General features: G+C 64.5%; 16 protein-coding genes. 6 read left to right on the top strand and 10 right to left on the bottom strand.

Translation table 11 applies throughout. The features are described 5' to 3' along the window. Positions 1-26 precede the first annotated feature (26 nt). The 3 genes from ACCQ16_RS15835 to ACCQ16_RS15825 all read left to right on the top strand — a co-directional run bounded on the left by ACCQ16_RS15835 (position 27) and on the right by ACCQ16_RS15825 (position 3,307). A complete protein-coding gene (locus tag ACCQ16_RS15835; RefSeq protein WP_372380356.1) occupies positions 27-596 on the top strand; it encodes a GNAT family N-acetyltransferase in 570 nt (189 codons plus the stop codon). A 288-nt stretch (positions 597-884) separates the two neighbouring features. Continuing rightward, positions 885-1,802, top strand: a complete 918-nt coding sequence (locus ACCQ16_RS15830; RefSeq protein WP_033479195.1) for a TrmH family RNA methyltransferase — start codon at positions 885-887, stop codon at positions 1,800-1,802. Then, positions 1,802-3,307, top strand: a complete 1,506-nt coding sequence (locus ACCQ16_RS15825; protein WP_011348397.1) for a carboxylesterase/lipase family protein — start codon at positions 1,802-1,804, stop codon at positions 3,305-3,307. Before ACCQ16_RS15830 ends, ACCQ16_RS15825 begins: the two co-directional genes overlap by 1 nt. Before the next feature lie 50 nt (positions 3,308-3,357). On the opposite strand, the gene ACCQ16_RS15820 is transcribed toward ACCQ16_RS15825, so the two are convergent. Both ACCQ16_RS15820 and ACCQ16_RS15815 read right to left on the bottom strand, forming a co-directional pair. After that, positions 3,358-4,845 (bottom strand): neprosin family prolyl endopeptidase, encoded by a 1,488-nt coding sequence (locus tag ACCQ16_RS15820; RefSeq protein WP_372380012.1) that lies wholly within the window; start codon positions 4,843-4,845, stop codon positions 3,358-3,360. Between the two features lie 300 nt (positions 4,846-5,145). Then, positions 5,146-7,110 (bottom strand): glycoside hydrolase family 97 protein, encoded by a 1,965-nt coding sequence (locus ACCQ16_RS15815; protein ID WP_372380011.1) that lies wholly within the window; start codon positions 7,108-7,110, stop codon positions 5,146-5,148. Between the two features lie 218 nt (positions 7,111-7,328). Here ACCQ16_RS15815 and ACCQ16_RS15810 point away from each other — a divergent pair, with 218 nt between their 5' ends. After that, positions 7,329-10,796: a glycosyl hydrolase 2 galactose-binding domain-containing protein gene (locus tag ACCQ16_RS15810; RefSeq protein ID WP_372380010.1), complete on the top strand. Its 3,468-nt coding sequence runs from the start codon at positions 7,329-7,331 to the stop codon at positions 10,794-10,796. A 140-nt stretch (positions 10,797-10,936) separates the two neighbouring features. Continuing rightward, a complete protein-coding gene (locus tag ACCQ16_RS15805) occupies positions 10,937-13,873 on the top strand; it encodes a TonB-dependent receptor (protein WP_014090908.1) in 2,937 nt (978 codons plus the stop codon). Between the two features lie 370 nt (positions 13,874-14,243). Here the strand turns inward: ACCQ16_RS15805 and ACCQ16_RS15800 are convergent, their stop codons facing one another. The 5 genes from ACCQ16_RS15800 to ACCQ16_RS15780 all read right to left on the bottom strand — a co-directional run bounded on the left by ACCQ16_RS15800 (position 14,244) and on the right by ACCQ16_RS15780 (position 19,140). Further along, positions 14,244-15,296, bottom strand: coding sequence for a LacI family DNA-binding transcriptional regulator (locus tag ACCQ16_RS15800; RefSeq protein ID WP_008576822.1), 1,053 nt, complete (start codon positions 15,294-15,296; stop codon positions 14,244-14,246). A gap of 355 nt (positions 15,297-15,651) precedes the next feature. Next, positions 15,652-17,070, bottom strand: coding sequence for a M28 family peptidase (locus ACCQ16_RS15795; RefSeq protein ID WP_031424084.1), 1,419 nt, complete (start codon positions 17,068-17,070; stop codon positions 15,652-15,654). 123 nt (positions 17,071-17,193) lie between these two features. After that, a complete protein-coding gene (gene mscL, locus ACCQ16_RS15790; RefSeq protein WP_003487203.1) occupies positions 17,194-17,625 on the bottom strand; it encodes a large-conductance mechanosensitive channel protein MscL in 432 nt (143 codons plus the stop codon). Between the two features lie 60 nt (positions 17,626-17,685). After that, positions 17,686-18,399 carry a fumarylacetoacetate hydrolase family protein gene (locus ACCQ16_RS15785; RefSeq protein WP_008576826.1) on the bottom strand — a complete coding sequence of 238 codons (714 nt, stop codon included), beginning with the start codon at positions 18,397-18,399 and terminating at the stop codon, positions 17,686-17,688. 465 nt (positions 18,400-18,864) lie between these two features. Next, entirely contained in the window at positions 18,865-19,140 is a 276-nt protein-coding gene (locus ACCQ16_RS15780; protein WP_372380009.1) for a hypothetical protein, read from the bottom strand. 258 nt (positions 19,141-19,398) lie between these two features. Here ACCQ16_RS15780 and ACCQ16_RS15775 point away from each other — a divergent pair, with 258 nt between their 5' ends. Next, positions 19,399-19,740, top strand: coding sequence for a Rieske (2Fe-2S) protein (locus ACCQ16_RS15775; protein WP_008576830.1), 342 nt, complete (start codon positions 19,399-19,401; stop codon positions 19,738-19,740). Between the two features lie 60 nt (positions 19,741-19,800). Here the strand turns inward: ACCQ16_RS15775 and ACCQ16_RS15770 are convergent, their stop codons facing one another. The 3 genes from ACCQ16_RS15770 to ACCQ16_RS15760 all read right to left on the bottom strand — a co-directional run bounded on the left by ACCQ16_RS15770 (position 19,801) and on the right by ACCQ16_RS15760 (position 23,537). Further along, positions 19,801-21,663, bottom strand: coding sequence for an SLC13 family permease (locus ACCQ16_RS15770; protein ID WP_029820147.1), 1,863 nt, complete (start codon positions 21,661-21,663; stop codon positions 19,801-19,803). Between the two features lie 37 nt (positions 21,664-21,700). Beyond that, positions 21,701-22,492, bottom strand: a complete 792-nt coding sequence (gene trmB / locus ACCQ16_RS15765; protein WP_218540620.1) for a tRNA (guanosine(46)-N7)-methyltransferase TrmB — start codon at positions 22,490-22,492, stop codon at positions 21,701-21,703. 250 nt (positions 22,493-22,742) lie between these two features. Beyond that, a complete protein-coding gene (locus tag ACCQ16_RS15760; protein WP_011348384.1) occupies positions 22,743-23,537 on the bottom strand; it encodes a thiazole synthase in 795 nt (264 codons plus the stop codon). Positions 23,538-23,577: the final 40 nt, after the last annotated feature.

The raw sequence follows: 23,577 nt of genomic DNA, 5'->3' as shown, positions 1-23,577 counted from the left end.
CTGCTGCGCATGCCATGACCAACGCAATGGACCAATCGCTGATCGTGCACGGGGAAGGCTTCGTGCTGCGCCGCTGGCGCCAGGACGACCTGGATGCCTTGGTGCGGCATGCCAACGATCCGTTGGTGCCGCGCGGATTGAGCGAGCGATTCCCTCACCCATATACCCGTGCCGATGGCGAAGCGTTCCTAGCGGGTAGGGTTGTCGATTTGCGAGACCCGGTGCTGGCCATCGAGATCGATGGCCGGGCCTGCGGCACGATCGCAGTGCGCCCAGGGCAGGGCGAACGTCGCTACTCGGCCGAGCTGGGGTATTGGATCGGTCGCACGTACTGGGGCCGCGGCTGGATGACACGCATCGTGGGCACGTATGTCGCCTGGGCGATGCAGACACGACCGCTGTATCGTGTGCAGGCCACCGTGCTCGATCGCAATCCTGCATCGGCCACGGTGTTGCTGCGCAATGGCTTCGTCGAAGAAGGCGTCAGCCGCTGTGCGCTGCTCAAGCCGGATGGGCTGCACGATCTGCGTGTGTTCGCGCGGGTGAATCCACCCGTTGCGATTGGCGTGCCGGTGTGCGCATCCGCCCCTGCGTGATTGCATGCACATGATGGCCAGCTGCAGGACGAGAAATGGCCGCCGCAGGAGTCTTGCAGATGCTGCTGGCCTTCGGGTCGCGTCGACGCCTCCTGCCGGGCGGCACGACGTTCAACATGCCTCAGCGCAGCCGCCATGTACGGACCATCGCGCCTGTGGCTTACCATCGGCGTCACTGCCTGTGCGGCAGCGGCCTTCCGGCGCTGCAACACGATCGACACGCAGACGGCGAAACGGCCGGAAGCAGCCGTTCCGCACTGCAAGCAACTCGAACTCCTGGATCCGACAATGACACAGCATGATGGACGCGGCGGACGGCCGCCACGCGACGGCGGCTCCGGCCCCTCGCACAACCCGTGGGGCCGCGCTGCGCCGCGCACACCTGCACCGCGCAGTGCCGCACCCCGCGCTCCAGCGCAGCACACTTCCGCTGTCACGCCACCTGCCGCTGCAGCAAGCGGCAACGCGCGTGAGGTGCGGCTGTACGGCATCAACGCCGTGCAGGCCGTGTTCAAGGCGCGCCCGCAGGCGCTGCGCAAGCTGTACCTAAGCGAGGCGCGCATTCCGCAGTTCAAGGCGCTGCTGGCCTGGTGCGTGACCCAGCGCATCGGCTATCGGGTGGTGGACGAGGCCGATCTGAGCAAGCTCGCTGCCAGTGCGCACCATGAAGGCATCGTCGCCGAGGTGCTGCGCGTCGCCCCGCAACCGTTGCAGGAATGGCTGGCCGCGTTGCCGCAGGGCCCGGTGCTGGCGCTGTGGCTGGACGGGGTGGGCAACCCGCACAACTTCGGGGCGATATTGCGCTCGTCGGCGCACTTCGGTGTGGCCGGTCTGTTGTTGCCGGCCGGCTCCACGTTGGGCCTGTCGGGCGCGGCGGCACGCGTGGCCGAAGGCGGCGCCGAAGCGGTACCGCTGGTGCAACTGCCCGACACTGCAACGGCGATGGCGCAGCTGCGCCAGGCCGGTTTTGCGATTGCCGCGACCTTGGTCGATGGTGGCCAGGACGTCTTCGCCGCCGCGCTGCCGCAGCGCCTGGTGTATGTGATGGGCGCGGAAAGCGAAGGCATGGACCGCGCCTTCGCGCGCGATTGCGATCTGCAGTTGTCGATCCGCGGCAGCGGCAAGGTGGAAAGTCTCAACGTCGCCTCGGCCACTGCGGTCTTCCAGGCCGCCTGGCACGCGCGCGTGCTCAACGGAGAACACTGATGGTGCGTTTTTGTGCGTTGTTGCTTGCGACCGGTTGCCTGTTCAGTGCCAACGCGTCTGCCGCCACGCCGGCGGCACCTCCCGAGGTGCGCACCGATCATGGTGTGGTGCGTGGCCAATGGCAGGACGACGGCAGTGCGGTCTTCCGCGCGATCCCCTTCGCTGCGCCGCCACTGGGCGCGCTGCGCTGGCGCCCGCCGCAACCGGTCGCCGCATGGACGCAGGTGCGCGACGCCACTCAGGCCGCCACGCCGTGCGTGCAGCCGGCGCTGGGCTGGAACAACGCCATGGCCAGGCGCGGCACCGAAGATTGCCTCTATGTCGAAGTGCAGACACCGCAGTTGCATCCGGCCAAGCCGCTGCCGGTGTTCGTATGGATCCACGGTGGCGCGAACGTGGCCGGCGGCGCCGACGGACATCTGCCCACCAACCTGGTGGCGCAGGGCATGCTGGTGGTGACGCTGCAATACCGGCTGGGCGCGCTGGGGTTCCTGTCGTTGCCGGAGCTGACCGATGGCGACAACGAAGCCGCCGGCAATGTCGCCTTGCTCGATCAGATCGCGGCGCTGCAATGGGTGCGCGACAACATCGCGCAGTTCGGCGGCGACCCCGCGCGAGTCACGATTGCCGGGCAGTCGGCCGGCGGCCAGGACGTGGGCTTGCTGATGCTCAGCCCGCTCGCACGTGGCCTGTTCTCGGCAGCCATCGAACAGAGCGGCACTGCCGGCTTCGGCCTGCCGGCGCGCAGCCTGGAAGACAATCGCGCGCTGGGTGTGAGCATTGCCAAACGTGCCGGCATCGACGATTCGGCCACACGGCTGGCGCAACTACGCGCGTTGCCGGCCGACCAACTGCTCAAGGCCGCGCAGGGCGTGGATGTGCCGGCCTTGGATGACGACGGCTATATCTGGTTGCAGGCGGTGGTCGACGGGCGCGTGCTGCCACGTGCGCCGGCCGAACTGCTGGCTGCCGGCGCGCAGGCAAAGGTGCCACTGTTGATCGGTTACGTGGTGCAGGAACTGCGCTATGGCGGCGAGGACGGCGCCGAGAAGCGGGTGCGCCGCGACTATCCCGACCACGCCGACACCATCCTGCAAACGCATCGTGCCGCTATCGCGCAGCGCGCCGCGCGGCAAGGCAATGCATCCATGCAATTGTCCACCGATCTCACCTTCCGCTGCCCGGCGGTGACCGTGGCGCAACGCCAGGCTGCGCTGGGCGTGCCGGTGTGGCATTACGTGTTCGATACGGCGGTGCCCGGTGGGCAGGTGACACATAGCGCCGAGTTGCCGTTCCTGTTCAAGAATCTGCCGATCGGCCAGCCGCCGGTGTCCCTGCAGCGCTATTGGGCCGCGTTCGTGCAGCAGGGCAATCCGAATGCCAAGGGCCTGCCGGCTTGGCCGGCATTTGCGCCGGCACAGGCGGGGCTGCAGTTCGATGCGCGTGGCGTGCAACCCATCAAGCACGCGCGTCCGGCGGTATGTGCAGGCGTGGACTTGCCCTGATCGATCGCGCGCACCAAACGGTGCGCGCGATCGACCCAACGCAACTCGATTCAGCGTTCGCAGCCCGGCCCACCGAAATAGAAACCACCATTCTGCATTTCCGGCGACAAGCCGGTGCGGGTGACGCCGGCATCCAAGGCATACGGATAGCTGTAACCGGCCATCGCCAGCGTGTAGCAGGACGGATGCTCCACGCTCAGCGATGACAGGCGCTGCACGGGATGGGTGACCATCGCCGCATCGCGGTAGAAGTGGTTGGCCTGGAATGCGGCCTGGCGATAGCCGGCCGCTGCGAACTGACCGCTCCCCATGCGTGTGCTGGCTACACCGCTGTTGGTCGAGACCTCGCCGCCTGCGCTCACGTACGCAACGCGTCCATCGGCGAGATCGCCCGAATACAGTGATGCTTTGTAGTAACCGATCCATTCGCCGTCCAGGCGCAGCCACCAGTTGCCGTCGGTATTCTTCTGGAATTCGACACCCAGCAGGGTCTGCTTGCCGCCTGCAATGCTGAATCCTGCGGCCGGCTGAGCGCCCAGGACATGTCGCGTGCTGGTCTGCACGAAATCGCTGCAATCCAGATTATGACAACCTGTAGTGACGTAACCGTCCTGGGTGGAATAAATGAAAACGATCGGCTTGTTGCCCCAGCCTGCGTCTGGCTGGATCTCCCAGCCCACTTCAAGTGTTTGCACTTGCTCGCTTGCGCTTTCACCAACGATCCATATCTGACTGATGGTTTGTTTCTCGTTGGTGGAGCGTAACGTGGGTGCCCAAAGATTGATGTCGGCTCCTGCGCCTGTGACCGATGTGCCGGCGGTATCCAGAAAGACGAGGGAGTAGTAATGCGTGACCGGCGCCGCTTCCTGCACCGCCGGCACAGCGTCAGCCTGCCTGGGAGCAATCGCGCGCGGGGTTGTGCCGCGTAGAAAGCTACGCAGATTCGCATGCTTGCTCATCTCGGCCAAGCCGATGCGTTCGAACGGCACGCTGCCGGTGTCGCAACGTTGACCCGGGTTGACCGGCGCCACCGTCCCCTTGTTACTTGAGAGGGAGGGGGGGGCCGCCGGCGTGCTGCCATCGCGCAAGGCAGGTTGCTGCGCACTTGGAATGCAATCGAACACCTTGCCGTCCTGTTGCACGCTGCGCAGCACGGTCAGACCGTTGTAACGATTGAACAGATAACGCTGCATTTCGGCGAAGGCGGTGGGATCGCTGACCTTGGCCGCAGCACCACGTGTTGCGTAACTGAGCTGCGCCTGCGCATCCAGAAACGCCTTGAAGTCCCGCGTGACCTGCGGAAATGCCCGGGATGCAGCCAGCGACGTGCCAAGCGCGTCGCGTTGGGTAGTTGCGACGCTTGCGGTGGCCGGTGTGCGAAGCAAGGGTGGCATCAGTGTATCAATGCTGCGGTCGCTGGTCGTCGAGATCGATGGCGATAGCAGCGTGGCAGCGCCGGCTGTGGGAGCCAGTGCAAAAACGCAAAGCGCAGCAATCGCGTGGCTGATCGATATCGGCCGATGAGAACGGAAGGTCATGTGTTGTCCCTTGGCGCCGGAATGAAACTGCCTGCACGCGGCGTACCATGCAGGACAGCAGCTTCAGTCCGCAGGTGCATTCCGAGTTCCGTTCGGGGCGCATGCCTGCGTTGAAGGCGTGCGCAGTCTAGCTGTGCAAAAAACAACTGGATGGGCAACAATGCATTGCGTGACATCAGGCACGAAGTAAGCGCAATGCGCTAAGCGGATGCCATGTCAATGGTCATGCACACCTTTGCGTACGGCGTTTGCTATTGCGCAAAGGTGTGCCAGTTCACTCCACTATCAGCATGGCTGCTCTTACTTTTTTTGCAGCCTCACTGCAGCGCCGCCGCCGGCAGCAAGCGCAAGCTGCAATGTGTCGTTACGTGTGAGCCTGCGTGTGTCGATGCGTACGTCGCTCGGGGTCTCTCCATCGGTATAGATGGTGGCGGTCCAACTGCCTTCGCCCAGGAACGAGAGCGGCAGGGTCAGCGTGCGCGCCTGCTCGTTGGTCATCGCACCCACATACCAGTCCTTGCCGCTACGCCGCGCCAGTGCGATGTGCTCGCCGATGGCGCCATCCAATGCGCGCGTCTGGTCCCAGCTTGCAGGCACATCGCGCAGGAACTGCGCGGCGGGCACGTTTTCGTATTGCTCGGGACTGTCGGCAACCACCGCAAACGGACTCTCGTAGACCACATACATCGCCAATTGCTGCGCGCGTGTGGTCATCACCTGCGGCCCGAAGTGCTGTGGCTTGAACTCGGCCGGGCGGACATTGCGGAAGCCGCCAGGAGTGTAATCCATCGGCCCAAGCAACATGCGCGTAAACGGCAAGGTGAGGTTGTGGGTCGCGGTGATGCGTGCGCTCCACTTGTTGTACTCGGCGCCGAGCACGCCCTCTTGGGTGAGATAGTTCGGATAGGTGCGGGTCAGCCCGGTCGGGTGATACGCACCGTGCAGATCCACCAGCAACCTGTGCTCGGCGGCCTTGCTCAGCAGACGATGATAGAAGTCCACCATCTGCTGGTCGTCGCGGTCCATGAAATCGACCTTGATGCCCTTGATGCCCAGCTGCTGGTACCAGGTGAGCGCTTGGTCCATGTGCGCATCGAGCGCGCGCCAGTGCGCCCACAGCCACAGCCCCACACCGCGCTTGCGTGCGTAGTTCACCAGACCAGGCAGATCGAGTTGCTCGACCGGGCGGAGAATGTCTGCATCGGCGTTGTACTGGCCATCGCCGGTACTGCCGTAGTACCAGCCGTCGTCGATCAGCATGTATTGCAGCTTCAAATCCCGCGCATGATCGATATAGCGCTGGATGGTGGCGGTATTCATGCCCGGGTTCGCCACCCCGCTGGCCAGGCTGCCCGACCACCAATCCCACGCCGATTTGCCCGCGCGCACCCAACTCGCATCGAAGGCGGGCGGCGGGTTCAGCGCAGAAATCAAATTGGATTCGATCAGGCTCGCGGGGTTGCCGGCCAGCATGATCACACGCCATGGCGTGGCGAAATCGCGTCCCTTCGCATCGATGCTGACCGCCACCGTGGGGTCGTCCAGGCGCGGCGAAAGTTTTGCCGAGACGCCCAGACCGCCATCGGAACGACCGGTGAGATACAAGCCGGCGTAATCGCGCAGATTCGCTTCGCCGATCGCAAGCGTGGTGCCGTTGGCGTCCGTCTGGCACACCAGAGGTAACTCGAGCAGATGATGCGCGCGCAATCTGGATGCGGCGATTGCATCGTATTCGCCCTCGTGGCTGGTTCCGAAGCGGCCCAGATTCAAGTTCCAGCAGCGGTAATCTTGGGGGAATGCAAAGCTGGTGAGTTCGTCGCGAATGCGCACCTGGCCCGCATCCGGCAAGACATAACGCAGCGCAACGCCGTCGTCATACGCACGCAATTCGATGTTGAGCCTGCGGCGTTGCGTATCGGCCAGTTGCACGCGCAGTTCTCGATAGTGGTCGCGTGCTTGGCGCGTCTTTCCCACCGTCAAGGTGAAGCGGCTGTCGTGCAGTTCGGTCGTGCTGCCTTCTAGCGTCATGTCACGGCCGAGCTTGTTGCCTCGGCCCAGATCCAACCCGAGCGGTGCATCGTCGAGCACCAGCGTGTTGCGATACAGCACGCGATAGCTGGGCACGCCGCCGTCGCGCAGCGTGAATTCAACTTGCGTGCGTGCATCAGGCGACTGTACGCGCAAGCTCTGTGCTGCAGCGGGTGCAGCGATCAAACACAACAACGCACATGCCGCGGGGACTGCGGACTGGATCAGGTTTCGCATGATTCCCTCCTCCTGGGATTGCCAACCCTAACGCAGAAAGGTTGTTGTCGATATCCAGCTGGGGTAACGTTACCTCGCACCATGGCCGCTGAAACAGGGGCGGCAGCCACGGGCGGCATCACGGAGGTCATGACGCAGAACGTCTGCACGACGGGTTGCCGATTGCATCGAAGCGGTGTGCACCGTTGTGTGGCAGTAGAGCTTGGGAGAGGCCTCTAATGCTGATGGTTCGCAAGGCGTTCCGCCGCGGAGCGCTGTGGGTGTTGTGTGCTTGCATGGGTTGGACTGCAGTGGAGGCAGCGCCTGCCGACGATCCGCCCGGTCCGTATGACGTGCGCGTGCTTGCCGGCGGCGTTGCGCTGACCAAGAAGCTCGCCGCCCAGACGCCGTGGTTGTCTGCCGATGCGGACTGGAGCGTGGTTGGATGGGTGCGCCCATCACGTTCGATTACAGGTCCTGCATTGATTGCAGGCGTCGGCGATCCGCAAGGCGCAGGCCGCTACTTCGCGATCGATGGCGGCACACTCGGCTTTGCGCAGGGCGCCGACAATGTGCTGCGCAGTACGCAGACCTTGCGTGCAGGCAGCTGGACGCAAGTGGCCGCAGTTGCCCAGGGAGAACGCCTGACCCTGTACGCCAACGGCCGCAAGGTCGCCAGCGGTCGTGTGCAACGGACGGCCATCGCGCCGACGCTCGTCTTCGGTCCACGCCAGCAACCTGCGGCGTATACGCAACACTTCGGCGGCGATATCGCGGGCTTTACCGCGCAGGCGGGCGCGCTGGATGCACAGGCCATTGCACGGCTTGTCGCAAACGCGCCGGATCCGGCACTGCAGCGCTTCGAAGACGCATCGCCAGGCTGGCGCTTGCAGGTCAAGCAGATGGCCGGCCAGCTTGCGCCGCAGCCGGCTGCGACGTTGCCGCGCAGCAGCGCAGCGTTCTCGGCGCCGGTTGCACAGCCAGTACCGGATGCGCCTGCGCTGCAATCGCTGGATGCCGCATCCTGGCGCGTGGATGCATGGCAACTGGCCGCAGCACCGGAGCTTGGTGCAGCGACCGGCGCCACGCTGTCGCGTCGTGATGACACCACCGGCAATGCGTCGTGGCGTGTGGCGACCGTGCCCGGTACCGTGCTCACCACGCTGGTCGACCGTGGCGTGTATCCGGATCCGGACATCGGCCTGAACAATATGGCCATTCCCGAAGCGTTGAGCCGTCAGGACTGGTGGTACCGCAGCAGTTTCGATCTGCCTGCCGCCGCGCAAGGCAAGCGTCTGGAACTGCTGTTCAATGGCATCAACTATGCCGGCGAAGTCTGGGTCAACGGCGTGCAGGTCGGGCGTACGCGCGGCGCATTCGCACGCGGTCGTTTCGATGTCAGCAGGCAGCTCAAGCCAGGTCGCAACGTCATTGCGGTACGGGTGTCGCCGCCACCGCATCCGGGCATTGCGCACGAACAATCGATGCGCGCAGGCGTCGGCGAAAACGGCGGCATGCAGGCCCTGGATGGCCCGACCTTTATCGCCACCGAGGGTTGGGACTGGATTCCCGCGGTACGCGACCGTAATGCCGGTCTGTGGCAGGACGTGCAGTTGCACGCCAGCGGCCCGCTCGCACTTGGCGACATCCAGGTGCTGACCGCGCGCTTGGCGCCGGATCATCAACGCGCCGAACTGGAAATCAATGTGCCGCTGCGCAACGACACGCCTGCCGCAGTGCAGGGCAATGTGCAGCTGGCCTTCGGCGATGTGACCATCCAGCGCCAGGTCACGGTGCCGGCCGGCGGCAGTACGCTGAAGTTCACCGCGGCCGACACGCCGCAGTTGCGCCTCGTCAACCCGCGCCTGTGGTGGCCCAACGGCTACGGCGAGCCTGCGCTGTACACGCTGCAAGTGGGGGTCGATGTGGAAGGCGCGCGCTCGGATGCGCAGCAGCTGCGCTTCGGTATTCGCGAAGTGACCTACGAGCTGTCGTTATTCGACGACGATGGCGCATTGCGCCGTGTACTGGTCGATCTCAACCAGGCCCGCCAGCGTGGCGAACGCATCGTCGATGTACGCCATGCGGCGATCCGGCCGGTACCCGGCGGCAACGCGCAGTCGCTGTATCCCGGTGCGCTGGGCTCGCCGGCAGTTCAGCAGCTGGAGGATTCCACGCTGGCCCCGCATCTGGTCATCCGCATCAACGGTGTGCGCATTGCGGTGAAGGGCGGTAACTGGGGCATGGACGATTGGCGCAAGCGCGTGTCGCGTGAGCGGCTGGAGCCGTACTTTCGCCTGCAGCGCGATGCGCACTTCAATGTGGTGCGCAACTGGGTCGGGCAGAACACCGAAGCAAACTTCTTCGAGCTGGCCGACGAATACGGCATGTTGGTGCTCAACGATTTCTGGCAGTCCACGCAGAACTACAACATGGAACCGGCCGACGCGGCGCTGTTCCTGGACAACGCGGCCGAGGTGATCAAGCGCTTCCGAAATCATCCGTCCATCGTGTTGTGGTTCGGGCGCAACGAAGGCGTGCCGGCCCCCATCCTCAACGAAGGCCTGGACAAGCTGGTCGCCGAACTCGACGGCACGCGCTGGTACACAGGAAGCTCCAACGAGATCAATTTACAAGGCAGTGGGCCGTACAACTATCGCGAGCCGGTGGCCTACTTCAACAAGCTGGCGCAGGGCTTCTCGGTGGAAGTGGGCACGCCATCGTTCTCCACGCTGGAGTCGTTCAAGGCCTCGGTGCCGGCGGTTGGCGACCAATGGCCAATCAGCGACGCCTGGGCGTACCACGATTGGCACCAGTCCGGTAATGGCGATACCAACAGTTTCATGCGCACGCTGACCGACAAGCTGGGCGCACCGACCAGCCTAGAGGATTTCGAGCGCAAGGCGCAGCTGCTCAATTACGAAACCCATCGCGCCATCTTCGAAGGCTTCAACGCGCAACTGTGGAGCAAGAACAGCGGCCGCCTGCTGTGGATGAGCCATCCGGCGTGGCCGAGCAACATGTGGCAGGTGTATAGCCACGATTACGACACCCACGCCGCGTATTACGGCGTGCGCACTGCAGCCGAGACGCTGCATGTGCAGATGAATCTGCCGGGGCACGACGTGGTCGTGGTCAACAACGCTGCCACGCCGGTGCGTGGATTGCGTGTGCGTGCACAGGTGTACGCACACGACGGCACGCTGCTGCAACAGCGCGAACAGCCGCTGGACGCCGCGGCAGTGGCAGTGTCGGCACCCGTGCTGCAGTTGGCGCCGTTGCTGACGGACACCAACGGGCTGGGCTTTGTGCGGCTGCAGTTGCTCGACCGCGACGCGGTGGTGCGTTCGCGCAACTTCTACTGGGTGGCGCGCGATGCGGTGGCGATGCGTGGGCTGGATGCGCTCGCAAAGGTGCCGTTGCAGCTCACCACGCAATTGCAGCAGGGCAACGAGGCCGTGCTGCGTGCCACTGTCCGCAACCGGTCGCAGCAGGTGGCCCTCAACACCAAGTTGACCCTGGTGGATGCGCAAGGCCAACGCATCCTGCCGGCCTATTACAGCGACAACTATCTGAGCCTGGTACCAGGCGAAGAGCGCGTGGTGGAAATTCGCGGGCCGTCCGCTGCCACCTTGCGCAACGCCACGCTGCAACTGCGTGGCTGGAATGCCGAACCATCGACAGGCGTCGCCAACGGGGCTCCGTAGCGACGTCTGCGTGTTGCCGCGCCGTGCCATGCACGGTGCCTCGCACTGACGCCCCGTCTGGTACGTCAGCCAATACCGCATTGCCGTGCCGGCAATGCCAGTCGAAACGGTCGTGGATTTGTCATCCCTGGGAGGGGACCATGAACAAGCTGCATTCGAATACCCGCCATACCCCGTTGGCCGCCGCGCTCGCGGCTGCGCTCACTCTGCTTGCCGGCGGCGCAAGCGCGCAAGACACCGCCACCGCTCCAGGCGTCACCGAACTGGACAAGGTGATGGTCAAGGGCGTGCGCGGCGCGCAGGCCGAAGCTATCGAGAACAAGCGCAGCGCGGCGCAGATCATCGATTCGATTTCTGCCGAAGACATCGGCAAATTGCCCGACGTCACCATCACCGATTCGTTGCAGCGCGTGCCTGGCGTGCAGATCCGGCGGTCGGCCGGCGAAGGTTCGCAGCTCAATATCCGCGGCATGCCGCAGGTGCAGACCACCATGAACGGCGAGTTGTACCTGAGTGCAGGCGGCGGCGATCAATATGGTCAGCCGAACATCGGCCGCGCGCAGCCGGATTTCGTGGACATTCCACCCACGCTGTTCAGTGGCGTGGACGTGATCAAGTCGCCCACTGCCGCCGATCTGGATGGCGGCATCAGCGGCACGGTCTCATTGAAGACGCGGCGCCCATTCGATCTGCCGGAAGGCTGGACCTTCAGCGGCCAGGCCGAAGGCTCGTACGGCGACCGCGTGCAGAAAGCCAACGCGTTGTATTCGGGGTTGGCCAGTTTTCGCACCGCGCGTTGGGGCGCGTTGCTGGCGGTGTCGTATTCGGATGCCACGCTGGAAAACAAGCACCCCAGCGTGTATTCCAACGGCGCACAGAAATCCACCGAACAGAACGTCGGCTTCGACTTCAACGGCGATGGACGTATCGGCAGCAATACCGACCCGGGCAATCTGCCGCGCGACTACTTCTACAACTGGGTGGCGACCGAGCTGGATAACCGCAGCACCGATCGCCAGCGCACCGGCATCAATGGCTCGTTCCAGTTCAACATCAACGATTCGTGGACCGTGTTGGCGGACGCGGCCTACACCAAGCTCGAAGACCACGACACCTCGGTTGCCGCGCAGCTGCACACCGGTTGGGCGACCAATCAGTTGCAGCCGGGATCTGTGGTCGATCCCAACGGCGTGTTGGAGTACGGCAATTTTCGTTACAACCGCTTTCAGGCGCATTCGATGGCCGGGGTGGCGGATTCGGATGCGCTCAATACCAATCTGGAATTGCGTTACGACGACGGCGGCCCATTCCGTGCCTCGTTCCGCTGGGTGCATGGCGATGCGCAGCGCACCTACGACGAAGCGCGTGCCGATGCAGCAGTGACGCGCGGCGACCAGATCCCACGTGCCGGCGGCGTGACCCAGTGGGCCAACGTCAATGGCCTGCCCACCGTGGATGCATCGGTGGATTTCCGCGGCACCTACCCGGCAGTCAACCTCGCGACCGATGTGTCCAATCCAGACAATTGGCAGCTGATGTCCACCTGGGCGCAGGGCAACAAGATCGACGCAAAGATGGACGCATTCCGCGCCGATGGCACCTTCGAGTTCGACGAGGGCGTGGTACGCGGCTTCCAGTTCGGCATTCGCTACGGTGAGCGCGATTTCAAGCTCGATACCTATCGGTATCTGTCGCCGGTGTCGTCCAGCTGTGCCGACCCGAACCGTTCGCTGTACTACTACAAGGATCCGCTGATCGTCGATACATGCAGCGGCGTGTCCGAAGCGCGCTTGCTGCCGTTCAATTCGATTCCCGGCTACTGGGCGTATTTCAACGACTTCGATCCGCTCAAGGTCACCGGCCTGGGCAGTCAGGGCCTACCGGCGATCAACCCACAGGCGATGAAAGACCCGGTTGCTTATCTCAACAGCCTGTATCCGGGCAACGTGGCGTATCAGCAGGCAGCCGATTCCTACCAGGTCACCGAAAAAACCAGCTCGGCCTATTTCATGGCCAACCTGGAAGGCGGGACCGGCACGCGCGTGCCGTGGACGGCCAACATCGGCGCGCGCATCGTGCAGACCAAGCTGGCGATCGACCAGTACCTGAGCAGCGGCAACGTCTATATCGGCAATGTCGAATGGAACGGCGTCAGTCCCGCGATCGGCACCAACCGTCTCAATCGCCAGTACACCGATGTGCTGCCCAGCGCGAACCTGTCGCTGGACGTCACCGACGCGCAGAAGCTGCGTTTCGCCTACAACAAGGCGGTTGCGCGTCAGGACCTGCCCGATCTGGGCCGTGGTCTGGTGAGCTTCTATGCGGTCAACGGCACGCCGCCGCGTAATCCGTCGCTGCCATCGGATGCGGTGCTGTTCCTCAATGGCCGTTCGGGCAATCCGGATCTGGATCCGTACCGCGCCACCAACTACAACGCCTCGTGGGAATGGTATTTCGCCGATGCCTCGTTGATCAGCGTGGGTGCGTTTCTGATCGACGTGAAGTCGTTCCCCACCACCGTTACCAATATCGAAGCCTTGCCCGATGCCGATGGCGTCGTGCGCGCGGGCGGCCCGGTCGAGCGCATCGTCAATGGCGGCGGAGGCAAGATCAAGGGCTTTGAAATCGGCTACCAGCAGGCCTTCGATTTCCTGCCGGGCTGGCTGAGCGGCTTCGGCACCAACATCAACTACACCTTCTCCGATGCCGATACCGACAACACCGATATCGACGGCAACACGCTGCCGATCGGCGACAACTCCAAGCACCAGGCCAACGCGGTGCTGTGGTATCAGAAGGACAAGCTGCAGGCGCGCGTGGCCTACAACTGGCGCAGCAAGCGCTTCAGCCAGGTCAACAGTTCCGCATGGGGCGACGAGCTGGCGATCTGGAACGACGACGTCGGCTACCTGGACGCGTCGCTGAGCTACGACGTCAACGATCACCTGACCCTGTACGCCCAGGCCACCAACCTGACTGGCGAAAGCGAACGCCGTTACGCACAGTGGACCAATCACTACTTCGACCAGAACATCTTCGAGCGTCGCTACTACGCGGGTCTGCGTTTGCGCTTCTGATGCCATGCACTGATGCAAGACACTGCTGTGCGGCACGGTGCGTCCCCGCGCGGTGCCGCACATGCGGTTGTCCTCGCTCCTCTCCGAGCGGTCCTTGCGCGTTCTTCCCGTCGCCGTTTGATACGGCGCTGCAGTACGTTCGGCGGTGACGTCGAATACCCTCCCATTCGGCTACATCGTCGGGAAGCGATGTGGCCGTTTTTTTGCGTGGTAGGGCGGGCGTCTGCGCAATCACGCCGGCAGTTGAATGCTGCAACTGTCAGTCTGATTGCTGTTGAAACGGCAGCGGTCGGCCGCGACGGCGCAGCGTGCGCACAGATTGAGGTGATGCGTCTATGCCGAACCGGGATGGTGATGGCGCGCTGTGGCGCTATGTCTTCGGCGGCCCTGCCGTCGAGCCACGCTTGACCAGCGTGTACTTCATCACCTGATGCACGCCGGGTGCGGTGTCGCCCTTGCGGCGTTGACGAACCGCGTCGGCCAGCAGTGACACAGCAGCACGACCCATCGCAGTGACCGGTTGGTGCACGGTGGTGAGTTCGGGCCAGATGGTGGTGGCCACCGGCGTATCGTCGAAGCCGGCGATGGAGACATCTTCGGGCACGCGCAAGCCCAGTCCGTGCGCGACCGCCACCGCTGCGGCCGCCATGTCGTCGTTGCTGCAGAAGATCGCCGTGGGTGGTGGCCGCTGCGCCAACAGGCTGCGTGCGGCCAGAAGACCGGAGTGATAGGTGAACAGGCCCTCGGCGATCAAGCCATCTGCGACCGACACGCCGGCAGCGTGCAGGCTGTCGAGATAGCCGTTGGCGCGCAGTGCGCTCGGGGTGTGTTTGGGGTCGCCCTTGATCAACGCAATGCGACGATGCCCGAGCTCGATCAGGTGGTCGACGATGGCGCGTGCGGCCTGGTAGTCGTCGATCCGCACCGAGCTGATTTGCGCCATCGGTGCGCCGCTGGCCACCGCCACGACCGGAATGCCGCGCGCATCGAGTTCGGCGATGGTCTGGCGCGAGTCGCATAACGGCGGTGGCAGGATCACCCCATCGACGCCGGCAGCGAGCAGGCGCTCGGTGGCCGCACGCTGGCTGCGGATGGCACCGCACTTCTCCACCATGACCTGGCTGCCGGTGAGGCTGCTCTGCTCAAGCAGGCCGAGCATGAATTGATTGAGGTATGCGGCGCTCGGGTTGCTGTACAGCACGCCGATGCGCAGCAGCCCGCTGGTCCGCAACGAGCGGCCGGCGAGGTTGGGCCGGTAGCCCAATGCCTGTACCGAGGCCTCCACGCGCGCGCGCATCGCTTCGCCCACATGCGGGTGACGGTTGATCACACGCGAAGCGGTCATCGGCGAGACGCCGGCGTGTTTGGCGACATCCAACAACGTCGCCGCATTGTTCGCACTGCGTTGGCGCTTGGCCACCATTGTGTGTGCTCATCCTGGAGTAAGAGCGAATGCGCGCGCTACCGGTTCGACGTGTGAAGCGACCACGAAAAACAACCGACCCATCACCTGACGCAGTACCAGCGGCAGCTGCCGGTCATCGCCGAATCCACCGCCTACGCACCGCTGCCGAGCAAGTGATGTGCCTCTACCCGGTACGACCCGCGGCCAGTGGCAGCCGCTTCATCGCAACTGCGCACTTGCCAGACGAACGCGCCGATCTGCGCAAGCAGCAGCGCCAGGCATCGTGCGATTCCTGCATGCGCCTGGCGCTTGAAAACCGGCAAATCACGGCCGAATCGAGCGTTCGGCGCATGCCCCGCATCATCCTGGCCATTCACTCGCTCGGCGGTTGCACGCTCTTCGCGCGGCTGCCGAAATCGCCATCGGCTTCTGCGGCGAGATACGCGAACACGGTGTAGGCGGCCACGTTCTGCGCGAGCGCCTTCGGGTCGATCTTGTCCAGCGTGTCGTCGGCGGTGTGGTGCAGGTCGAAGTAGTCGGTGCCATCCTGCGCCAGCCACCCCCAGGCTCCACCCTTGGCGGAAATCGGCCCGACATCCGGGCCAGGGCCGCCCTTGCCCGGTTCATACGCGATGCCCAGCGGTGCCAGCACCTCGGCAATCTGCCTGGTCGCTGCACGCGAGTCGTCCGGTGCGGCCGCGCCGGTGTTGAACGCATAGATGCGTCCGGCGCCGAAGTCGCTTTCCGCGCCGATCTGATGCAGTGCCATGTCCTTGGCATCGGTGCCATGCGCGGCGGCATACGCCTTGCCGCCGTACAGGCCTTGCTCTTCGTTGGCGAAGGCCACCACGCGGATGGTGCGCTTGGGTGGCTGCTTGAGTTGGCCGATCAGGTGGCCGGCAGCCATCGTGATCGCCACGCCGGCGCCGTCGTCGATGGCGCCGGTGCCCAGATCCCATGAATCCAGATGTCCGCCGATCACCACCACTTCCTTGGGCTTGCTGCGCCCGGTGATTTCGCCGATCACGTTGTACGAGGTGGCCGTGCCGTCCCAGCCGCAATCCAACTCCAGGCGCACGCGCGTGCTGCCCAGTGCGGTGAGCCGCGCGAGCTGGTTGGCATCGGGCACCGACAGCGCTGCAGCCGGCACCGGCGTCAGGCCCTCATCGAAACGGGTGATGCCGGTATGCGGCACGCGGTGCGAGTCGGTGCCGGCCGAGCGCATGACAAATCCAATGGCACCCTTGCGGATCGCTTCGGACGGCCCCTTGCTGCGCACGGCGCCGCCATTGCCGTAATCCTTGCCGTCGCGCGCCTTGACCATCTGGTAATCGACGAAGGCAATCTTGCCGGCCAGCGAGCCGGCTGGCGCGGCCTGCAACGCAGCAAGCGTTTCGAAACGCACCACCTCGCCCTCGACAGTGCCGCCCGGGCTGCCGCCCAATGCGGTGATGGTCAACGGCTGCGCATGCGCCCCGATCACGACAGCGTGTTCGCTGCGACGCTCCCATTTCGGAAAGGTCACCGGCTCGGTCCATACCTTGTCGAAACCCAGCGAAGCGAATTTCGCCTTGGCCCAGGCCACCGCACGCGGGTCTGCTTCGCCACCTGCAATGCGCGGGCCCACCTCGGTGGTCAACGATTGGACCACCGAAAAGCCGGTGTCATCGGCCAGCGCCTGCTCGCGTAGCTGCGCTGCGGTACGCAATGCGCTGTCGGGGATGCTGGTCTGCGCGGCGAGTGCGGAGGAGCAGGCGAGTAGGGCAGAGATGGCAACAGCGAGACGACGCATGCAGGGCGGCTCCAACGACAAGGGGACCCCGAGCTTATCAGCGCGAGGTCCCCCGTCTGCGTGCGAAAGGTCATCCTTCTGCGCGAAGTTGCGCCACAGGATGCGCCAGTTGGTTGTGCCCGCTTAAAGCGCGCCCGGCGGCTTGAGCGTGTCGTTCTTGAGCGCGTCGCGAATCTCGCGCAGCAGCAGTACTTCTTCGCTCGGGCCCTTCGGCGCGTCCGGCTTGCGATGGGTCACGCGGTTGATCAACTTGACCACCAGAAAGATCGCGAAAGCGATGATCAGGAACTGCACGACGGTGTTGATGAAATCGCCGTAGCCAATAGCAACGGCCGGGATTTCCTTGCCGGTGGCATCGACGCCGGCCGGCTTGAGTACCCACGCCAGGCGCGAAAAATCCACATTGCCGATGGCCCAACCGATCGGCGGCATGATGATTTTCTCCACCAGAGCGGTGACGATCTTGCCGAACGCCGCACCGATGACCACACCGACCGCCAGGTCGATGACATTGCCGCGCATTGCGAATTGCTTGAATTCGCTGACCATTCCCATAGTGCACTCCAACTGCGGTCGCGGACCAACTGCCGCAGCCCGATCGTAGCCGGCTCGATGTCAGCCCGCGATGATGCCGTGGCGCTCGGCGACGTTCTCCAGGCGCGCACTGAACTGGTCGCCCGGCAGCAACGGTCCGACGCCGGCCGGCGTGCCCATGAAGATCAGGTCGCCTGCGCGCAGTGCGTAGAGTTTGGAAAGCTCATGCAGGATCTCCGGCACGTTCCAGATCATTTGATCCAGCAACGACTGCTGACGCACCTGGCCGTTGACCTCCAGCGACAGATTCAGCGCCTCCAGCGCGCCGACTTCGCCGGCATGCACCAGCTCGCTGATCGGTGCGGAGTGATCGAAGCCCTTCGCGATGTCCCACGGCAAGCCCTTGGCCTTGGCCGCGGCCTGCAGGTCGCGACGGGTCAGATCCAGGCCCACGCCGTAGCCGTAGATCAGGCGCTCGGCCTGTTCCACCGGCAACTCGCCGGCCGGCGCATCGCTGCCCAGCGCCACCACCAGTTCCACTTCATGGTGCAGTTCCTTGGTGCCGGGCGGGTAGGGAATGTGGTCGCCGTGGCCGACCACGATGGCATCGGCAGGCTTCATGAAAAAGGTCGGCTGGCCACGCTCGGCCTTGGAGGCTGGTGCGGTGGCGCCCATCTCGCGCGCATGGTCGGCAAAGTTGCGCCCCACGCAGTAGATGCGATGCACCGGAAAACTACCACCACCCACCACAGGAATGCGCGGAACATCGGCGGCGGGAATCACATCGTGGGTCATGCGCGCATCCTCAACATACGGGCAGATGAGTCTAGCGGTTCGCCTGTGTACGACGGAACCATGACGCTTTGCATCCAGTGCATGACATGGCCGGGCTGGCAGCGCTGCGAGGCCTCTGAAGCGTCGACGCGTGAGTGGCAATGCGTACAACCAGACGATTGCGAACCCACTACAGAGCTGGCAGTGCGGCGCTGGCGTTCGATGCGAGCGCGGTGTGCATTGATGCGGCAGTGAGAAGACGTGCGCGCAGGGCGGTGAACTGGTGCTCGAAGCAGCACCCAATGCGCCTGTAGCCCATCAGCGCAGCGCAGCACCCGGCGACATGGCACTGCGCAACGCGCGGCAAGCCATCGCACGCCAGGTGTGGCGTGCTGGAATCAAATCATCATCGATGCAGGCATCGGCCAACCCCCGCACCTGCTGCGCAGGTCGAGACCGCGGCGCAGCGATGCAGTCGGCCAGGTGTCAGTGCGACAACGGCAACGCGGGCTTGCGCACCACGTGGTACTCGGCGTCGACCACGCGTGCCTGCTGCGGTGTGCGGCGGTTCGACTTGCTCAACAGCTTCCAGGCGATGCCGCCCAGGATCATTGCTGCGCCAACGAACACGCTGAAGAAGATTAGCACCGCAAGGATCACCAGACCGGCCAGGCCGGCGGCAACGCGCACCAATGGGTGACGCGGCTTGCGCGGCGCAAACAGGTGATGGAAGTTGCTGAATTGGAAGAGGCGTGCGGGCATGGCGGTGGGCTGCCGGGCAGGAAACGAGGGCGCAGTATCGTTGCGGTTTCATGTCATTGAGTGAAAAGTTCGTTAATTGACACTGCAATTTGCGAAGGCGATCACGTGCGGCAGGCGTCGATGACGGCGTATACGGCCAGTTGTGGCCGGTTGGCTGGGCAATGGCGTTGTCCCGCAGTCGCCGTCTGGGGCTCCCCGTGCTGGCCAGGCGCGCATGCCACAATCCAGGCCCATTGCCATCGTTGCCCGGTCCCCTGCATGTCGTTGCCATCGCCCACCACGCTTGCCACGTTGATGCAGATTCCCGATGCCGGGTTTCTGGAAGTGGAAGCACTGCTGGAGAGCGGTGCCGAATCGCTGGTGCTGTATCGCGAAGGCACCCAGGTCCGTGCGTGGTTGAACATCTGCCCGCATGCCGGCCGCCGGCTGGACTGGGCGCCGGGGCAGTTCCTGAAGACCAAGGAAGGGCAGTTGGTCTGCGCCGCGCACGGTGCGGCCTTCGAACTCAGCGGTGGCGAATGCGTCAGCGGCCCATGCCGCGGCCAGTCGCTGTTTGCGGTGCCGGTGCGGGTTGAAGATGAGCAGGTGCTGCTGGGGTAAGCGGCAGGAACGATTGCCGATGACGCTTTGTCGGCCGCTCGAAAAAAGCGCAACGCCGGATCAGCGCGCCGCCCACCAGAACATCAGGTTGATCACCGATACCATCACCACGATGTAGATCAGCGACAGCGGTGCGCCCACGCGCCACAACTCGCGCGGTTGATAGTTGGCCGGGCCGGCCACCATCGAGATCACCGGGTTGGACGCGGTCATCAGGTTGTTGGACGCCGACAACGCCACGATCAGCGCGAACGCGGTGGGGTTGCCGTTGGCGGCCAGCGCCAGATTGACTGCAATGGGCACCATCACGATGGTCGCGCCCACGTGGCTGATCACCAAGGAAAAAGCTGTGGTCAACAGTGCCAGGCTGATTTCCAGCGCCCACACCGGCACGCCTTCGGGCAGGCGGTCGATGGTGTGGCCGGCAACCCAGGCCGCGGTGCCGCTGCTGTCCATGGCCCAGCCCAGCGGAATCAGCCCGGCCATCATGAAGATGGTCTTCCAGTTGATCGAGGCGTAGGCCTCGTCCATGCGCAGCACGCCGCTGACCAGCATGCAGGCCACGCCGGTCATCAGTGTCAGCGCCACCGGCAGGCGCGAGGTCAGTGCGATCAGGATGGTGAAGGCGAAGATCGCCATCGCGATCTTGAACTTGTGCGGACGCTGCTCGCCTTTGGGGAAGTCGGTCACCGGCACGAAATCGCGGCTTTCCGCCGCCTGCACCAGGTCCTGCCAGATGCTGTGGAAGACCAGCATGTCGCCGGCGCGCAGCGGCACGTTGCGCACGTCTTCGCGGATGACCTGCTTGTCGCGGTTGATTGCCAACAGGCTGATGCCCGCCTGCTTGCGCAAGCGCAATTCGCCGGCGCTCTTGCCGATCAACCGCGAGTTCGGCGGAATCAACGCTTCGGAAATACCGGCCAGGCTGGGATTGAACAAATCGCCCAGGTTGCGCAGGCGCGAGGACATGCGCAGGAACTGGTTTTGCGCAAAGTCGGCCACTTCCTGGCGCGGGCCCATCGCGCCGAGCACGCTGCCGACCCAGATGCGCATATCGGCCGGCGGTGCCAGGCGGGTGTCGTTACCGGTCTTGAGCGCAAGCAGCAACGGTGCATCGTGCAAGGCTTCGGCCTCGCCCAGGGTCATGCCCACCAGCGGGCTTTCGGCGGTGACGGTCAGCTCGAACACATCGCCGTCGATGCCGTAGGTCTTGGCGAAATAGCTTTCGGTGCGCGAGGGCGTCACGCCTTCGTTGATCAGGCGTTCTTCTTCGATCAGCTTGCGGTCGCCGTAGAAGCGAAAGTACAGCAGTGCGGCGATCAGCAGCGCCACGCCGATCGGCAGCGGCGCGAACATCGTCAACGGCTCGATGCTGGCCATGCCCGAGGGCAGGTTGTTGTTGGCCGAGACCAGCAGGTCGTTGAGCAGGATCAGCGGCGAATTGCCCACCATGGTGAGCGCGCCGCCCATCACGATGGCCGCGGCGATCGGCAGCAGCATGCGCTGCAAGGTGAGCCCGGTGCGTGCGGCCAGGCGCGAGGCGACCGGCAGGTACAACGCCATCACCGAGGGGTTTTGCATGAACGAGGAGTTCAAGCCGGAGATGGCCAGCGTCATCATCATCAGGCGCTGCTCGCTGCCGTGCGAACGCCGCAACAACCAGGTGGCCAACCGGTTTAACGCACCGGTGCGCTCCAGCCCCGCGCCCAGAATGGTGGTAGCGATGATGCTCATCACCGCATTACCGGAAAACCCACCGAACAGTTCTTCCGGCGCCACCAGCCCGGTGACGCCCAAGACCACCAGCACGATCAATGCCACCACGTCGGCGCGAATGCGCTCGAACAGGAACATCGCCATCGTGAAACCGACCAGCCCGAGGACGAGCTTCATATCGTTGGTCAGCGTCAGCGCGGTGTCCATTGGGGGCCGGGATTCGTGATTCGGGAGTGGAGATTGGTTAAAAGCGCTGAAGCGTCTGGTTGCCGGGGATGCCGCTGTTACGAATCCCCAATCCCGATTCCCGGTCATAAAGCAAATCCCACACACCGTGCCCAAGCTTCTGGCCGCGCGTCTCGAAGTGGGTTTGCGGGCGCCAGGCCGGGCGTTCGACGTGGCCGCGTGGGCCGGCGCGATTGACCAGGCCCGGGGTGGCATCGAGCACGTCCCACATCTGTTCGGCGTAATCGGCCCAGTCGGTGGCCGCATGCAGGCGGCCGCCCTCGCGCAGCTTGCGCACCAGCAACTGCGCGAATGCCGGCTGGATCAGGCGGCGCTTGTTGTGCCGCTTCTTGTGCCATGGATCGGGGAAATAGATACGCACTTCGTCCAGCGCGCCGTCGGCGATTTCGTGTTCCAGCACTTCTACCGCGTCGTGGTGATACAGGCGCACATGGGGGCTGCCGTCTTCGTCCAGCGCGTTGAGCAGGCGGCCCACGCCAGGAGCATGCACCTCGATGCCGATGTAATCGCGGCTTGGGTCCTGCTGCGCGGCAAAGCGCAACGCGGCGCCATTGCCGAAGCCGATCTCCAGCACCTTGTGCGCATCGCGTCCGAAGGTGGCAGCCAGATCGCGCGGCGCACCGGTGTAGTCCAGCCCGAACCGCGGCCACAGGTCGTCGAAGGCGCGCTGCTGCGCGGGGGTGAAACGGCCCTGGCGCAGCACGAAGCTGCGCACCTGCCGGCGGCCCTCTTCGATGGTGAAGGGCTTGGGCGGCATCTTGGCGCCGTCGCTGGTGAAAGGATCAGTCATGAATTAAGTCATCGGCAAAACGAAAGCCCCTCTCCCACCGGAGCGAGGAGGCACAGTTTGCGCGCCATGGGCGCGCGTGCCTGGGAGCGCCCGCGACGCAGGCACGGGCCAGGGCGCGGAGCGGAGGTTGGGGTGAGGGTACGGCGCGAGGGGGCGCTCGCAGCAACGCGCGATCTGGCAGCGGTCATATCCGGCACTCCGCACTGCCAATCATTGCGCCTCGGCCGCAATGTCAACGCAGACCGCCCACTCATCCAATCACACCATCCACCGGGCTCGACGCCGATGCATAGCGCTTGCGCGGAATCCGCCCGGCCAGGAACGCCTCGCGTCCGGCCTCGATCGCCTTGCGCATCGCGCTGGCCATCAGGATCGGGTCGCGCGCACCGGCAATGGCGGTGTTCATCAGTACGCCATCGCAGCCCAGCTCCATGGCAATTGCCGCATCCGAGGCGGTGCCCACCCCAGCGTCGACGATGATCGGTACCTTGGCGTTGTCGATGATTTCCAGCAGGTTGTACTTGTTCTGGATGCCCAGTCCCGAGCCGATCGGCGCGGCCAGCGGCATCACCGCCACACAGCCGATCTCTTCCAGGCGCTTGGCCAGGATCGGGTCGTCGGAGGTGTAGACCATCACCTCGAAACCATCGGCGACCAGTTGTTCGGCAGCCTTGAGCGTCTGCACCACATCCGGGTACAGCGTCTTCTCGTCGCCAAGCACTTCGAGCTTGGTGAGGTTGTGGCCGTCCAGCAGTTCGCGCGCCAACCGGCAGGTGCGTACCGCCTCTTCGGCGGTGTAGCAGCCGGCGGTGTTGGGCAGCAGCGTGTAGCGCTCCGGCGGCAGCACATCCAGCAGGCTGGGTGCGTTGGGGTCCTGGCCGATGTTCACCCGGCGAATGGCGACGGTGACGATTTCGGCTGCGGCGGCTTCGGTGGCCAGGCGGGTTTCGTCCAGGTCCTTGAACTTGCCGGTGCCGGTGAGCAGGCGCGAACGGTAGTGTTTGCCGGCGATGACCAGCGCATCAGAGGGGGCGGGATTCGTCATGCGCCAATTATCACCGATCGGACGCGGATGCGCCGGCTTG

The sequence above is a fragment of the Xanthomonas sp. NCPPB 1062 genome, from assembly GCF_041481705.2.
In the GTDB taxonomy this organism is placed as follows: Bacteria; Pseudomonadota; Gammaproteobacteria; order Xanthomonadales; family Xanthomonadaceae; genus Xanthomonas; species Xanthomonas euvesicatoria.
This window is presented reverse-complemented; position numbering and strand designations above follow the sequence as displayed.